At 45.5% G+C, this 15,517-nt stretch carries 14 protein-coding genes; 4 read left to right on the forward strand and 10 right to left on the reverse strand.

Annotated elements, in window-relative coordinates; all coding sequences use genetic code 11:
• Positions 1 to 11: 11 nt before the first annotated feature.
• The 3 genes from hemC to P2W84_RS04375 all read right to left on the reverse strand — a co-directional run bounded on the left by hemC (position 12) and on the right by P2W84_RS04375 (position 3,552).
• On the reverse strand, positions 12 to 1,592 hold the full coding sequence (gene hemC / locus P2W84_RS04365; protein ID WP_276088885.1) for a hydroxymethylbilane synthase: 1,581 nt from the start codon (positions 1,590 to 1,592) through the stop codon (positions 12 to 14).
• Positions 1,593 to 1,614: 22 nt separating this feature from the next.
• Positions 1,615 to 2,844: a glutamyl-tRNA reductase gene (gene hemA / locus P2W84_RS04370; protein ID WP_276088886.1), complete on the reverse strand. Its 1,230-nt coding sequence runs from the start codon at positions 2,842 to 2,844 to the stop codon at positions 1,615 to 1,617.
• Between the two features lie 177 nt (positions 2,845 to 3,021).
• Complete coding sequence (locus P2W84_RS04375; RefSeq protein WP_276088887.1) at positions 3,022 to 3,552, reverse strand: DUF2911 domain-containing protein; 531 nt, start codon at positions 3,550 to 3,552, stop codon at positions 3,022 to 3,024.
• Positions 3,553 to 3,929: 377 nt separating this feature from the next.
• On the opposite strand from P2W84_RS04375, the gene P2W84_RS04380 reads away from it, so the two are divergent.
• The 3 genes from P2W84_RS04380 to P2W84_RS04390 all read left to right on the forward strand — a co-directional run bounded on the left by P2W84_RS04380 (position 3,930) and on the right by P2W84_RS04390 (position 5,709).
• Positions 3,930 to 4,751: a response regulator transcription factor gene (locus P2W84_RS04380; protein WP_276088888.1), complete on the forward strand. Its 822-nt coding sequence runs from the start codon at positions 3,930 to 3,932 to the stop codon at positions 4,749 to 4,751.
• Positions 4,752 to 4,847: 96 nt separating this feature from the next.
• Positions 4,848 to 5,291 (forward strand): MauE/DoxX family redox-associated membrane protein, encoded by a 444-nt coding sequence (locus tag P2W84_RS04385; RefSeq protein WP_276088889.1) that lies wholly within the window; start codon positions 4,848 to 4,850, stop codon positions 5,289 to 5,291.
• 112 nt (positions 5,292 to 5,403) lie between these two features.
• Positions 5,404 to 5,709 (forward strand): hypothetical protein, encoded by a 306-nt coding sequence (locus P2W84_RS04390; RefSeq protein WP_276088890.1) that lies wholly within the window; start codon positions 5,404 to 5,406, stop codon positions 5,707 to 5,709.
• Between the two features lie 46 nt (positions 5,710 to 5,755).
• Here the strand turns inward: P2W84_RS04390 and P2W84_RS04395 are convergent, their stop codons facing one another.
• Positions 5,756 to 9,022, reverse strand: coding sequence for a SusC/RagA family TonB-linked outer membrane protein (locus P2W84_RS04395; RefSeq protein ID WP_276088891.1), 3,267 nt, complete (start codon positions 9,020 to 9,022; stop codon positions 5,756 to 5,758).
• Positions 9,019 to 10,020 (reverse strand): FecR domain-containing protein, encoded by a 1,002-nt coding sequence (locus P2W84_RS04400; RefSeq protein ID WP_276088892.1) that lies wholly within the window; start codon positions 10,018 to 10,020, stop codon positions 9,019 to 9,021. The genes P2W84_RS04395 and P2W84_RS04400 overlap by 4 nt, the downstream gene beginning before the upstream one ends.
• A 216-nt stretch (positions 10,021 to 10,236) precedes the next feature.
• On the opposite strand from P2W84_RS04400, the gene P2W84_RS04405 reads away from it, so the two are divergent.
• Complete coding sequence (locus P2W84_RS04405) at positions 10,237 to 10,869, forward strand: hypothetical protein (protein ID WP_276088893.1); 633 nt, start codon at positions 10,237 to 10,239, stop codon at positions 10,867 to 10,869.
• Here the strand turns inward: P2W84_RS04405 and P2W84_RS04410 are convergent.
• The 5 genes from P2W84_RS04410 to P2W84_RS04430 are packed head-to-tail and all read right to left on the reverse strand — an operon-like array spanning position 10,863 to position 15,516.
• On the reverse strand, positions 10,863 to 11,150 hold the full coding sequence (locus P2W84_RS04410) for a hypothetical protein (protein WP_276088894.1): 288 nt from the start codon (positions 11,148 to 11,150) through the stop codon (positions 10,863 to 10,865). The two genes, P2W84_RS04405 and P2W84_RS04410, sit on opposite strands and share 7 nt — an antisense overlap.
• Entirely contained in the window at positions 11,150 to 11,992 is an 843-nt protein-coding gene (locus tag P2W84_RS04415; RefSeq protein ID WP_276088895.1) for an endonuclease/exonuclease/phosphatase family protein, read from the reverse strand. Before P2W84_RS04415 ends, P2W84_RS04410 begins: the two co-directional genes overlap by 1 nt.
• The gene (gene ispG, locus P2W84_RS04420) at positions 11,989 to 13,929 is read right to left on the reverse strand and encodes a (E)-4-hydroxy-3-methylbut-2-enyl-diphosphate synthase (RefSeq protein ID WP_276088896.1); all 1,941 of its coding nucleotides are present in this window, start codon (positions 13,927 to 13,929) and stop codon (positions 11,989 to 11,991) included. The genes P2W84_RS04415 and ispG overlap by 4 nt, the downstream gene beginning before the upstream one ends.
• Before the next feature lie 40 nt (positions 13,930 to 13,969).
• Positions 13,970 to 14,572 carry an RDD family protein gene (locus tag P2W84_RS04425; protein WP_276088897.1) on the reverse strand — a complete coding sequence of 201 codons (603 nt, stop codon included), beginning with the start codon at positions 14,570 to 14,572 and terminating at the stop codon, positions 13,970 to 13,972.
• Complete coding sequence (locus tag P2W84_RS04430) at positions 14,572 to 15,516, reverse strand: DUF5668 domain-containing protein (protein WP_276088898.1); 945 nt, start codon at positions 15,514 to 15,516, stop codon at positions 14,572 to 14,574. Before P2W84_RS04430 ends, P2W84_RS04425 begins: the two co-directional genes overlap by 1 nt.
• Position 15,517 lies beyond the last annotated feature (1 nt).

Raw genomic sequence — 15,517 nt, forward strand, 5'->3', positions numbered from 1 at the left:
ACTCTCAATATCTATTTCATATCAATACCAAAAACAGCAGCAGCCAGGCCAATCTCATCCGGAGAATAAGGAAGCGTATATTTAACGCCCATCTCATCAAATTTCCTGCCTGTACTATTTCCAATAGCGATCACCTGCTGATCAGGGTCCAGCAGATTATCTGCAAAATAGGCCTCCACATTACTCGGGCTGGTAAAGATCAGTACATCGGCAAAAGTCTGGTCAATATTCTCTTCCACCACCGTCTCATAAATAGGCAGATCTATCACCCTTGTATCTTCCTTAAGTTGCTTCTGGATGCTCTGCAGCGAATCCTGTGCTCTCGGAAACAAGACTGTCAACCCACCCACCAACGCTGCAAATCCCTCGGCTACTTCAGTAATATCACCACTTTCACCAACATAATCAGCTACATGACCATACCTGCGCAAAGCAGACTCGGAACCCCGGCCAACCACGCCAAATTTTACCTTCTTCGAAAGCACTGGTTCCAGTTTAAAGAAATACTCCACCGCATTCCGGCTGCTGAAGAAAATCCAGTCTATATTTTTCAGGTAAAAAGGATCCAGCACATTCACGATCGGGAATGTACGGATCAATGACCTTCCTTCTATTTCAATACCGTGCTTTTCGAGCGCCTTCCTGAAATAATTATGCTCCCCGATCTCACGGGAAATAAAAACCTTAGCGGGCTTCTTTCTCTCAGCAGAAAACTTGGATACAATCTGCTCTGCTACCCCTTCAAGACTGCTTACGTTCAAAAACAACCTGTCCGGAAAATCTTCATCAGTATCCGCCTTAGCTACCCATACCTCATATTGCCGGTCTTCCTTCCTGCAAAAGCAGCCAAGCGGCATATGACAGCCGCCTTCGAATAAATTCAAAACTTTTCGTTCCAGGCCAATTTCATCGGCCGTCTCCTGATGATGTATTTTGGCCAGTACCCCCGCAAGTTCCCGGTCACTTTCTCTGATCTGTATGGCCAATGCCCCCTGCGCAGGCGCAGGTACAATTTCCGTGGTATCTACTACCACCACATGAAATTCCGAGAGATCAATACCCAGGCGGTTGACCCCAGCCCTGGCAATCATGATCGCATCAAAATCTTCGTCCCGAAGCTTACCTATCCTGGTAGGCACATTTCCACGTAGGTCTTCCACATTAAGATCAGGCCTTAAAGCAAGTAGCTGTGCTTTTCGCCTGTTAGAAGAAGTACCTACCATCGCTCCCGTTTTCAGTGAAAGCTTCTGGGTCACATCCACGCAGTCCTTCAGGATCAGCAGTAGCTCAGCCGGATCCTCACGCTCGGTTACCGCAGCAATGGTCAGCCCCTCAGGATGCACCGTCGGTAAATCCTTATGCGAATGCACAGCCAGATCGATAGAACCGCCAAGCAGTTCCTCTTCAAGCTCTTTTGTAAAGAATCCCTTTCCCTCCAGCTTATCCAGTCTGAGATTAAGAATCTTATCCCCCTGGGTCTTGATGATCTTCAGTTCAGCTTCCACACCAATCTCCTCAAGTTTCTCCCTGATAAAGTTGGCCTGCCACAAAGCCAGGTCACTGCCTCTGGTACCTATAATCAATTTTTTCACGTTAATGCTGTTTTTCGCAAATCTAGCTATTCTTAACCAATATCTCCTTTGCCATCACCATCGGTACACTAATGTATTTCTTCTCCATGTAATTTACTACACGCTCCAGTACCATTCTCGATTTTTCATCGAGATCGTTGATTTCTTCGGCAAAGACACCGTTAATGGCCGTCTGCTTGATTTCCTTGATCTTCTGAGGCACAATGCTCATCGCGATCTCTATCTCGCGCTGACGCAATACCAGTTCAAAATCCTTAATATTCTCAGCAATGATCTGCTCCGCATGCACCAGTTCATTATATCTTTCCTGGATATTTTTGCGTGCGATCTCTTTTAAAGATTCTACTTCAATAAAATGAACGGGAAACTTAAGAGGCACCTCAGGGGCAGTATCATTAGGTACTGCAAGATCTACGATTACCTTTTTACCAGTATCGCCATTCAGCAGCTTTTGATAGATCTCCTCTGTGAGTATGGGCTCGGTTGAGCCGGTACAGGTAATGATCACATCAAATCCTTCACTATAGTTTTCCAGTGCCGAAAGCGGATAAGCCCTGCCATTCAGCTCTGCCGCCAGCGATTCCGCATTCTCCAGGCTCCTGTTAAAAACGGAAAAATTCGTATACTTATGCTTTTTCAGGTACTGGGCCAGATTTCTGTTCGTCTCACCTGCCCCTATAATCAATAACCGCGCATCACTCGAGCACATCTTAAGGTCCCTGAGTTTCCGGTAAGCCAGAGAGACAACGGAAACCGGGTTTTTCGATATATTGGTATTTGTATATACTTCCTTAGCGGTCTTTACCACCCTGTTCATGATCATCCTCATGTAGTCGCCCGTAAACCCGGAGACCCGGCAGGCTTCATAAGCACGGCGCACCTGTGCCAGAATTTCCTTCTCACCTACTACCAGACTTTCCAGCGAACAGGACGTGCGCAATAAATGGTTAAAAGCTTCCACCTTCTCATATACGGAGACCTTGCTGATAAAATCGTCCATATATCTTTCAGGCAGTCCCATGTCCAAAACCGTAAGAAAACGACGAATAAAATCCTTATCAATCAGACTGGCAGAAGTAAAAACAAATTCGACACGGTTACAGGTACCTACATAAAAGATCTCCTTTACACCAAGCACATCCTGAATATTCTTCAGTCTGTCGTCCAGCGTCTGATCACATATAACTAATTTCCCCAGCGACTGCAGGTCAATATGTTTATGCGTAAAAGCAATGATCTTTAAATATTCCAAAATGTAATACCCTGTTTATTTAAGCGAAACAAAAGTAATAAGCCCCTGCTGTTCCACTGTCATTATGCTGTAATTAAGGCTTATTTAGAAAGTTTTTAAATTATCCTGGTATCATAAAACAAAAGGGCACCATAAAATATGATGCCCTGTAGCGTTAAAAAATCAGTTGGACCCGACTTATTTTACGTTGAAAGGAACGGAGACTGTACCCCACATCAGCGTTACTTTACCAGACTTGTCGATCGCAAAAGTCATCTTTTCTGTTGAAGTCGCAGACTTTGCAGGTTTCACAGTAACGCGAAGGGCATCATCAGCCTGTTTGTACTCATAAGATCCCCATTGATTGGCCGTCTTATTGAAAATAATCACCCATTGGTTCTCTCCGGGGATCGAATGCAAAGAGTACTTTCCTGCCGCCAATGCCTTACCTTCTACTTTTACATCCTTATTCACTTCAAATGTAGTCGCTTCGTTCGCACCGGTACGCCAGACTTCTCCATTGTAAGGTGCTACTTCTTTACCTACTGTTCTGCCTTTCAATGAAGGCTGACTGTAGTCGATCGTGATCGTAACTCCGGATTTTGTTGTTTCCTTAACCAGTGCCGGCGGGCTTGGCCGCTTGCTCTTGTCTTCTTTTTTGTCCTGGGCAAATGCGCCCGCAGCAGTAAGTACTACCACAAGCAGGGATAATAGAAATGTCTTTTTCATAATTGGTTGTTTTACAATAAGCACTAATATAGGAAAATACGACGACCATTCCTCCGGTAAAATCCGGCAAAAAAATAACGGGATTGAATCTGGCGATCCAACCCCGTTAAAAATTAACGCTCTCAGGGGACAAATATAGTGCAAATTTCATTTCTGCAAATACCTTTTCAAAAAAATAATGAATGAAGCACTGTCAGTTACCTTCATCACGTTCATATCATTGACGCCGATTGGTTATTCAAACATGGCTTTTGTATGGAAATCACGTTTTTTTATCATTTCATTCAAGAATGCGTTACTGTATTTTACTTCGCCATTATTGAATGGTCTTTAATCATAAAGGACGCATCTGACGATAAAAAGCAAAAAATAACCAGATGAAATCAAATCTCAACCTTCAGCTAAACTCCGGAGCGCCGGACACATTAATTCCGTCCGTTTCGGTCAGTCATTTCCTTGCTCACATAGAAATGTTCGAATTCAGTACTGCAAGAGAAACCAACCTCAGCTTTTCCGTGCGCGAACCCTCCTATTTAATGCTGGGTACACTTTACAACAATACCTGCCAGCTTATCTATCTTCCCACAGGGAACCATCCGAGAAGAATACCCCGGGGAGACCATCATCTTGTCCTGATTACCTACCGGCCGGAATGGTTCATCCATAAATCCGGCGCAATGACAGAACTAAAGGATTTCATTGATCTCATTAGGGAAAAGCCAGGTAAAGTGCACCGTCTTCCCGGTTGCCGTATCGCTCAACATATCCTTCGCAGCCTGGAAAGGCTCCATACAGATACCGCCCAGATCACATTTATAGATCATAGCATCAACCGTTACCAGAAGCATCTGAAAACAAAAAAAGACACCTATATCTACTACCAGCGAAAGACAAAAGACCTTGCGCTGTTCATAAGCGAGAATTATGCATCAGAAATGGTCGAAAACATTCCGAAGCTCGCGGAAAGGTTCATGATCTCCGAACGGCAGCTTTCCCGTCTGGCAAAAATGGCTTTTGGCGTGCCGCTTCACACACAAGTTATCAAGATCAGGATGAACTTCGGGCTCAACCAGCTATTTACCACCGATAAACCTGTAGGCGAAATTGCCGGACAGGTAGGCTACAGAGAACCCTATTACTTCAATAAGGCATTCAAGAAATATTTTGGGGTATCGCCCAGATTTTTGGCAAAAACGTAAAAAACTGCCATCACGCCACAAAAACGTTTGGCGGTATACTGCATTTTTTTAGCAGTCAGGTCTCTGCAATTTTGTGTATCAACAAAAGGGAAAAACATGATACAATTAAAAGAAACACAAAAAACAGCAATAGCAGACCTGGCCGCTTATCTTCTGCTGGCCCTGTTAATCTATACTGCGGCCAGCAAATTTTTTACCATAGATAGCTTTGCCTCTACCTTGGCCAAATCACCACTCATTGGCAACCTGAACAAAATAGCCGCCTGGTCAATACCCATCTCTGAAGTCGTTATCAGCTCCTTGCTTATCGTCACTGCAACCAGGAAACTGGGTCTGTATGCAGCACTGGTTCTACTGGTCATCTTTACGATTTACCTATCCTTCATGGTGCTCTCAGGAAGCAAGCTTCCCTGCCATTGTGGTGGGGTGGTCAGTGCACTTAGCTGGAAGCAGCATATCTGGTTCAATATTGCCTTCATCTCCGTGGCTTTTATAGGTACACTAATGTATTCCAGGAATACATCCGCACCAAAGGCCTAATAAACCAACAATAAGACATCCTAAAATACTTATAAAAATCTTGCGCGCGACATCAGGTAAAAGCCATGGCCTGTAAAAAGAAATATGGCATAACCAAAAACAACTTTATAAAATGAACAACATCAAAAAAACAGGCCTGGGCCTGCTGGTAGCAGCCCTGGCATTCGGATTCAGTGCTTTCACTAATAAAAGAACTACAAGCACATACCGCTTTTACAAAAAAAACCTTGCTGCCTACCCTAATGCAAGTGACTACAGAGGTTATGTTTATTATTCCGGCGATTACTGCGAATCCGGAGGTAGCCTATGTTCCGCGTTATGGAGCATTGATGATTCCGTTAATTTGCTCGAAGGGACCCCACTTCCTTCCCTTAGTACTTTCCAAGACGGAGTCGCTACTGGCCATGCCGAATTTTAGGGTTTAGCATTAAAGCTGGATGCGAGAGTCTTCCAGCTTTAATTTTTTAAAAAAGCATTTTTGCGCCAAAAGAAATACTTAATGCTGTCGGACTAGACAATAAATCACCTCGCGATGGAATCAGATCCGGATCTAGTCCAAATTTATTTGCCTTCCACAATATCCCAACATTATTTGCGTATAAATAAACCTGCAATCTTTTAAAAGGTACAGATTTCCAGGAACTACAATTAAAATCATAGCTCAAACTGATATCCTGTAAACGAATATGGTCACCTTTTGCAACCGTCGCAGATGAATGGTTATATAACAGATCTCGAAGGGTTCCCGGGCCATAAGAAGGCATAGATGGAACATTTGTTATTTTCTCATCGCCGTGCTTCTGCCATCTGGCGGTAAAGTCCTTATTTATCTCACTATTCAAATTATAAGTGTAGAGAGCATTATAATCTACCGAGAGCTTTCTAAAATAGTAACCCAGCTTATACACCACATTGAAGGCTACACTAAAATCCCTATAGGAAAATGCGTTAAAAATACTACCAAAAACAGTTGGACGGGCCGGACCTTCATATTTTAAGTCTTTCACTGACATCGATTTAAAAATAGCTTCATAATCTGTGCTCACTTCCCCATTAACATATCCCATCGGGTCCCCCGTGTTCGCATCCAAACCTGCCCAAGGATAACTATAGACTCCAAATACCGGTCTTCCGATCAGTGGACTGGCATTATAAGCACCAACATAATTTCCATACGCTGCATCTACTACACCATAGTCTACCACCTTATCACTTACTCCCGAAACCAGTAAACTCGTACTCCAGCTGAAATTGCCACGCAGGTTTTTACTGTTAATAGTGAGGTCATAACCCCGGCCCGACATCTTCGCATAATTACCCCTTAAGGCTAAAATGCCTGTACTTGAAGGAAACTCCCTGTCACCCAAAATATCTCTGCCGTTCTTAATGTAATATTCCAGTTTGCCATTTATCACCCCTTCTTTAAATCCAAACTCCAACCCTAAATTTGCAATTCCGATACGTTCCCAACCCAGTTCAGGATTACCTACATTCACAATATCCGCAAAAGGCAAATTTGAAGAGGGTATTGATCCCAGATGTTTAAATGTTGTTACCCCGGTAATACTCCGGTCCAGGTTTCCGCTATACCCATAAGAAGCTCTAAATTTTAACACAGGCAACCAATCCGATTTTAAAATTTCTTCCCGGTCCAAATGCCACATTAAACCAGTAGACCAAAGCGGAACACGCTTATGATTTGCCTTCACTCCAAAATAATTAGATCCATCCATTCTTGCGCTCCCAGATAACACGTACCTGCTTTTAAGTGTATAAGCCAGATTTGCATAGCTGGAAACGATGCGCTCAAGTTTGTCATACATCTTTGAGCCAGTAGTTATTGTTCCCCTGCCTGATGGACTCAGATTAAACATTGTCACCGTATCAACAGGTAAAGGCATCGCCTTTTTATTTGCATACCCATAGGAAGTAGCCCTCAATGCATTTGCCTTCAATTCAGAAAGCTCATATCCGGCGATTGCCGAGATGGCATGCGCACCACTTTCAAATTGATAATTCAGCTGACCACGGAAGTTCTCTCCGTTAATCTTAGTATTAATTTCGCTAAGTACACCTCCTAAAGGCAAAGGATAGGAACTAACCTTCCCATTAGTTAAAGTAGCATACCGATTGATCAAATTTCTTGCCCTATAACTTCCGGGATCGTTATATCTACCCATATTCAGATCAATTACCTGGTTCTGATACTTTAGCGACGCATTTAAGCCCGGCAGCATCGTATACTTGATTCCTGCATTAAATCTAAGGTTATTACCTGTCTTCACATTTGGAGACCTACCGAATTCAGCCAGCGGCTTATATGTCCAATCCAAATACCCCATCTCTGCGGTTTTCGCCTTATAAGCTGAACTCACTTCACGCTCAAATTCTGCAGCATTGCCATTTTCGTCCTTAAACTGATAGTACGGATAAAGCCCCCGTTCTATATCCTCCACCAGCGAACTATCCACCATACTCTTGGACCGCACATAATATATACCCGCTTCGATTTCAAGGTTCTTTAACGGATTGAATGTATTATGACTATTAATTGTAATTCTGTTATCATCATTATACTTCAACTCATGCAGTTCCCGGTCAAATCCAGCTGAAAAATAATGCGCAGAATGTGCCGTTCCTCCGCTTAGCGAAAGCGCATATTGCTGGGAAACAGGGCTGCGATAAAAATAGCGCAATTCCTCATTCCTTATGTCCCTCCCCCGCCAAACATCTAGCTGCGCCTCTGTCTGAGCCGGAGTCAACAGACCAGCCTTTTGCTTCGCCAGCAGTTGCACCACAGGCGAAAGTACCGGGTAGCTCACTTTATCATTCAGCGCCTGATCATATCGCCCGTTTTCAAACAGAAATTGTTCCAGGTAAATGTAATCCGTAGAAGACAGATAATTGGGATTGTAAAAAAGATCGGGCTTTTTAGATACAGTCAGATTTGTATTCAGGGAAACCTTGAGTTCCTGCCCTGTCTTTCCGCGCTTGGTATCAATCACAATCACTCCGTTACCTGCACGAACACCCCATATTGCAGCGGAAGCCGCATCCTTCAACACCGTGATCCCGGCAATATCATTAGGATTCAGCGAACCAAAATCTCCGTAAAAAGGAAAATTATCCAGAATGATCAATGGCTGGTCATTGGCAAATATCGTACTCCTGCCCCTTATCGAAAGATCCAGACCGCCAAGGGTGGTGGCCAGTGTATTTTTGTTAAATAACAACCCTGAAGTAATTCCTTCAAGACGGCTGAAAGCATCACTGCTTACTCTTCGATTGTATTGTGCGCTATCTACCAGTGTAAAACTGCCCGTAGCCCGCATAACCGGAATACGTTGATAGCCCGTATTCACAATCTTTACCTCATTAAGTTCCAAAATTTTCTCTGACTGCGGCTCTGTAATACTTTTCGTACCGGTTTGTTGCTGCGATCTTTGAACCACAATCACACTCCCGACGATTGTGTAGGTATAAGGAGTACCAGAAAGCGCATACCGCATCACCTCATCCGGACTGGCATTATGAAAATTGGCGGTTACCTTCTGGTCGGCATCTATCTTTTGCTCGTTCCAGACCACGCCATATCCGGTCTGCCGTTTCAGTTCCTTGAACAGCTGATGCAGCGAGATCTGCCTGCCCGTATAATTCATTTTTTGCGCTTGAGCGTTGGCAGCCCAAAGCATAAACAGCACCAATGTTATGGCGCCCCGAAAATAACTCATCGTGGTGTAACTGTAATTTGGTTTCCCTGCGTTTCAAAATTTACGCCACCACTAATTTCTAATATTTTAAGGACATCTGCCAATTTATTATTGCGACTAAATGACCCGCCCAGTAAAATCCGGTCCGGATACACCCCTTTATACACCACTACCTTGTCATACCACCTGGATAATATATGCATTACACTGACCAGGCTTTCGTCTCTGAATATAAATTCCCCATCTTTCCAGGCAACCGCATCACTGGCCGTTATCCCCTGAACATGCAATTTGCCGCCGGAAAGCACCGCCTGCTCGTCCGGCTTTAACAATGCTTCCCGACCTAACTGCGGAACCACCCTTACAGCCCCCTCTATCAACGTCGTCTTTATTTCCTCTTCATCTGGGTAAGCCTTCACATTAAAACGAGTGCCAAGTACCTCTACCCTTTGCCTGTCAGTAACCACATTAAAAGTACTGCGCTTTGCTGTTTTCACTACCTCAAAATAAGCCTCGCCACTCAAAGTGACGCACCGCTCCGGCATTTTACCAAGATTAGGACGATAACTGAGCGAGGAGGCCGAATTCAGCCAGACCTGGGAACCGTCAGGTAGCGTAAGATGTAGCGCCATCCCTTTCGGTGCCTTAATTACCTGAAGATCTGGCACTCTATTCCATTGATCTGTCAGGTTAGTCTTATCCGGATACCATAATAATCCAGCTCCCAATAGCAACACCAATGCGAGCACAGCAACCACAACAGGCTTCATCACCCTGTTTTTCAAAGGCACCAACCGCCAACGGTCCGCTTCGCCGTTGTTGTTCAGCACCTTCGCCTTTCCCATCATCGTCATCGCAGTTCCGAGGTCAAAGCTGAGCTTATGGTAATAGATACTCTCAGGGTTACTTTTGTCCCCCAGAAAAACCTCAAGCTCTTCAATAGAGATCTCACCAAAGAATCCATCATAATCATATACGGGAAAACGTTCGGCATTGTATTGCCGCATCGTCGCAAGCACCTCTGCAACCAGCTGACGGGTATGTAACCTGATATTTTTCAGTTTCTATGTTTTTAAAAGTTAGCCTTACACATTCAAATCTTTTCAAAAGTAGGCAATTAAATCTTCCCTGACTTAAAAGCCAGCTTTTTTTTCCTGGCAGTTCCTTTTGTTCATTTCAACCATTATTCAGCAACACCATATGAAAGGCTATGAATAAGGCTAAATTCGCGGCGAATGAGCTTTTCAGATAAAAAGGTTGACAAGCAGGGAAAAATTTCACTCTTCACCAGTTTGGAATCTGCAATCAGGTCAGAGCAGGATAACTATGATCCGTTGCATTTCTACATTGCCCTTTATCATATCTTTGGCTTTGGCAACAAAATTATTCATACGAGCGGCACCAGCTATGGTATCTCCGGCATATCAGAACTTCTGGCACTGCTTTCCGGTATACCTGGCCTTTATTTAAAAGGCAAAACAGTAATAACCCCGAGCCACCTTGAACAGTTGGAAGAAAAAATCCTGGAACCTGCAGAAACATACGAGGGATTATTCACTGTACTCTTTAAGGCGCTCCATCAGCAGGGTTACGAACTCGAGTACAACCATATGCCCGAAACTACATGGAGTTCTGATCTTCAGCGTACAGATCAGCTTATCGACTCGCTGAAAGATTTTCTGACCGGAGATGCACTGAAAGATGATTACATTGACGAATACATCCTGCTGAAAAAACTCGATCTGAACGGGCTACAGGATGACCTGCGGAATAAAATGCTGATCAGGAAATTCGCCGGACTTGCCCCCGGCATCCTGCTTACAACCTACTACAAGGTCTACCACAAGCTGCCGCTCGGCTTCTACTGAGAAGACATCTTCATCAGCACGATCAGCGCACTTTCTATCGTATAATGCAATCTGTGCATGAACAACTCCGTCCCGCCCATATCGCGTGCCAGAAACTGTACCAGGTCTTTAAAATAAACCTCGCCCACGCACCTTCCGCCATCAAATACGGCAAGGGTAAATGCTCTTTCCCGCAACATCAGCTCCAGCGCAGTAATTACCATTTGATCGGCCTGCAGCTTGATCTCACCTTCTGCAAAGGCGCTCTTCATTCCGTTAGCATCAATCTTAGATTTGATCATTACTTCAAAACCACGTCTACCAGTACAGGAAAATGATCAGAGACGAACTTACCATGATAGGTATCCGTCAACAGGCCCCAGCGTTTTGCGGTAAAGGCCCTGGTTACAAAAACATGGTCGATCACTTCAGTACCTTCCAGGTTTTTCCCCCAGCCATTAAATGATGCATTGTTCAGATACGGCTCCTTCACCTGCTTAAAGGTATCTGTTAGTAAACCCGAACTGGCCAGCGTCTGATACCATTCACTATCGTGCCCACCGTTTAAATCCCCTGTAAATATTGCCGGTTCACCCTTGGCAATCTCACCGATCTTCTTCAACACCAGCTTCGCGCTTTCCACACGTGCGATCTTACCCTCATGGTCAAAATGGGCATTGAAATAATAGAAGCGTTTTCCGGTAGCCACATCCTGAAGTTTTACCCAACTGCAAATCCGGTTGCAGCATTTTGCGTCCCATCCCTTACCAGGCTTATCAGGAGTCTCAGAAAGCCAGAAATCGCCTTTATCCAGCAATTTAAACTTATCTTTACGGTAAAAGACAGTAGAATGCTCGCCTGCATCTTTACCGTCATCCCTGCCTGCTCCATACTGGCCAAACTCAGGCAGGTATTTCTCAAGATCTTCCACCTGGTTCTTAAAAGCCTCCTGTACCCCAAAAACATCATATTCATGAAACTTCATCAGATTAGCTGCTACCTGTGCCCGTTGCGCCCACCGGTTGCCCACATCACCAGCATTATCATTACGAATATTAAAAGAGCCTACCGTATATTTTTGGGTAAAGCCCTGCACCGACAACAGCAGCCCGGCCGCCATCAGTAGTAAATGTTTCAGTTTCATATCTGTGTATTGGTTTCTATCCAGTTGCCATCTTCCCTGATCAGGTCGATCAGATCGTCCAGCGCCCTTGCGGTGTTTACATTTTTACGTACCACCTCTTTGCCCCTGTACAATGTGATCTTGTCCGGGCCCGTTCCTACATAACCATAGTCCGCATCCGCCATTTCGCCTGGTCCGTTCACGATACACCCCATTATACCTATCTTGATTCCTTTCAGGTGATCGGTCCTTGATCGGATCAGCTGGGTCGTTTCCTGCAGGTCAAACAAGGTCCGGCCACAACTCGGGCAGGAAATATATTCTGTTTTGGAAATTCGTGTACGAGTTGCCTGCAAAATGCCAAAGGATATTCCATTCACCAGTTTCAGCCCAATCTGTTCATCCGCGACCATCCAGACGCCATCTCCCATACCATCGGTCAGTAAAGCCCCAAGGTCAGTCGCCGCATATAACATCAATGTTTCAGTACCTGTATCCCGATAGCTTCCTTTAAGGATTACCGGCACCTTTATGCCACGGTTCATCAGCTCTACAAAGAAAGCCCGCATAACCACTACTGCATCTGGCGCTGACGTTTCCAATACCACCACCGTTTTCTCATCCAGCAGGGATAAGTCATATTCCAAAAACCGCCCTGCATCCAGTAACAACAGGTTCAGCTGTTCGTCTCTTACTGCGCCGCCTTTATAAGCAGACCAATCCATCATCGGATGACAGTTATCCTTATCCTTCAGTCCAAGCCAGGTGGTATGGTTATAAACCCTTTTCAGGTTACCGGGAAAAGAAAAAGATGGTAAGGCATCGCCGAGGTAAACCAGATCACAGGCCTGGTCCGTCATATTGTACTTATCCAGTACCGCACTGTAATTATACCCTGCTGCATCCAGGCAAAAAGGATCTTTCAGGTTCTGACCCGATAAGTCAAGCATCACTACCGGATGCTGCTGCCCCCCGACAAGCTCCACAGCAACTGTCTGCCTGCGCTTATATTCATAAGGGCTGTAAGGAAGGCTGCCTGTATTTATCCGCTCACGGTAAAACACTTCGCCACCTTGCAGCACCGAACGCTGCTCATAACGTGCAGCAAGTGTACTCGCCACAGGCGCCTCAAATTCCGGGTCCTCTGTCAGCGAGACCCGGATCGTATCGCCCAGTCCCTCCTCGAGCAAGGTGCCGATGCCTACCGCCGATTTGATTCTCCCGTCTTCTCCGTCACCCGCTTCCGTTACGCCCAGGTGCAAAGGATAGTTCATACCCTCCTTTTGCATGGTATCTGCCAGCAGGCGGTATGCCTGAACCATTACCTGCGTATTACTGGCCTTCATAGAGATCACCAGGTTGTAATAATTCTGGTCTTCGCACATCCGGATAAATTCCATTGCCGATTCAACCATACCTCTGGGTGTATCTCCGTAATGGCTCATGATCCGGTCAGATAAAGACCCGTGATTGGTCCCGATCCGCATTGCCGTCCCATACTCCTTGCAGATCTTGACTAACGGCACAAACTTTTTGTAAATCCGCTCCAGTTCCGCCTGGTAAGCTTCCGGCGTATACTCAACATTCTCAAAGCGCTTTTTATCCGCATAATTGCCGGGGTTCACACGCACTTTCTCTACAATCCTCGCTGCTGCCTCAGCCGCATTGGGAGTGAAATGAATATCCGCTACCAGCGGCACCGTATAACCCCTGTACCTCAGTTCTTTTTTAATATTTGCGAGATTTTCCGCCTCCTTTACGCTCGGCGCAGTAATCCTTACATATTCACAGCCCGAATTGACCATGCGGATAGTCTGCTCCACCGTCGCCCGGGTATCCATCGTATCCGTCGTCGTCATCGACTGAATGCGTATCGGGTTCTTCCCTCCCATCGGCACATCACCGATCTGCACTTCCCTGGTCAGGAACCTGGAATAAAATAATTTGTTCTTCTCCATTTCAACTGGTGGTATTCCATAACAAAGATAAGGATTCTGTTCAAATCAAACGCTCTTTTGTCACCAGCGTACCCGCTGCTATGTCATGGAAACACTGCTGTTTTTTATTGAGAAAACTATACAGGAAACCTATACAGAACGGCAAGGCCGAAAGCAGTTTAGAAAGGTTCCTCAACCATGCCCTACCGCCGGATATTCTTTTGCCCTCCAAATCTGTTACCTTTATATTCAGCAACTTCTTACCTATTGTTGCCTGTCCGGGAGAAGCCTCGGCAATACTGCCATATATCAGTTTCAACAGGGGTAATAATGGCAGGCCTCCCAATACAAAAGCCATCCGCTGCGCTTTCCCTTCAATAAACAGGAAGCACACAAGCATCAGCAGCACGTATCCAACAAGGATAAAGAAATAGTCTGTTGCCCAGGCCAGCAGGCGCTGATCGAATGCAGCAAAATATTGCGGCGCTGCCTGTTGAAAGCTAAAACCAAAAAGCTCACGGAGTTCAGGGAACTCGTGAGCCTCTTTATAATCGTGCATGCCGGGCGTGCGGACAAAGGTCTCCGGTCCTATGCCCAGACCTTCCAGTTCGTCCAGGCGGTAAGGGCCCTCCGGCTTCCCACCTATTACTACGGTGTACTCCATCAATACCTCTTCACTTCAAAGCTGCTCAATCCGCCATCCAGGTTGATCATGATCTTTTTAGCCGCAGCCTGAAAGCCCGGCGTTTCATAAACGCCGTTCTCCAGTTTCGTAAAACCAGTAAAGTCCTTTGCCGATAAACCTGTTTTGGTCCTGATACGGCAGCCTGCACCAGCCGGCACACTGATCTTTACGTCTGCCATCCCCGTCTTTACACTTACATCTGTTAAAGGCAACTGATTGCCCAGCTTCACCTTCAGCGCGGCTGCACCGCCATCGAAGCTAAATGCACGCACCTTATATGCCTGTAAATCAAAATCTACCTCTCCCGCGCCCATGTTCACATGAATGTCCCATTCAGGCTTCGTATTCAGCTTCAGGTCTACATCATTGGTCCCGTCCCCCACATTCCATTTAGACTTACCGCCCATCTTAAAGTTCACCGTCGTCAGGCTGTCGTCCTTTACCGTTTGTAAAGTAAAATTACCAGACTTCCGCTCCACATGCGCAGTGATCAGGCTGTCTGTAGCACCCTTCAGTTCAAAAGAAGTACCACCTCCGGAAATATTCAGCACCGTACGGCGGCCCAGCGAGTCCTGGTAAGGATGAGAAAAGTCCAGCGGCATATCTGCCACATCATTCCCATCATCTTCGTCTTCTTTCTTTTCCCAGCTTTGCTCCCGCGACCAGCGCCTGTGTTCCGGAGATTCCTGCCCCTTGAAAAACAAGACGCCCAGCATCACCACCAATACTGCGATCGAAATGATACCGCCCACCTGTGACCGGCTCCTGTTGAACAGGATATTCACCCCTGCAATGATCAGGAAGACAGGCCAGAAATGCCATATATTTCCCCAGTAAAAGTCGATGATATCAAAGTTTTCCAGCAGGAGCACTCCGCCGATGAACAGCAGAATAATGCCCCACATGATCCTATCCAGTTTCATA

The sequence above is a fragment of the Pedobacter sp. JY14-1 genome (assembly GCF_029269825.1).
Lineage (GTDB): Bacteria > Bacteroidota > Bacteroidia > Sphingobacteriales > Sphingobacteriaceae > Pedobacter.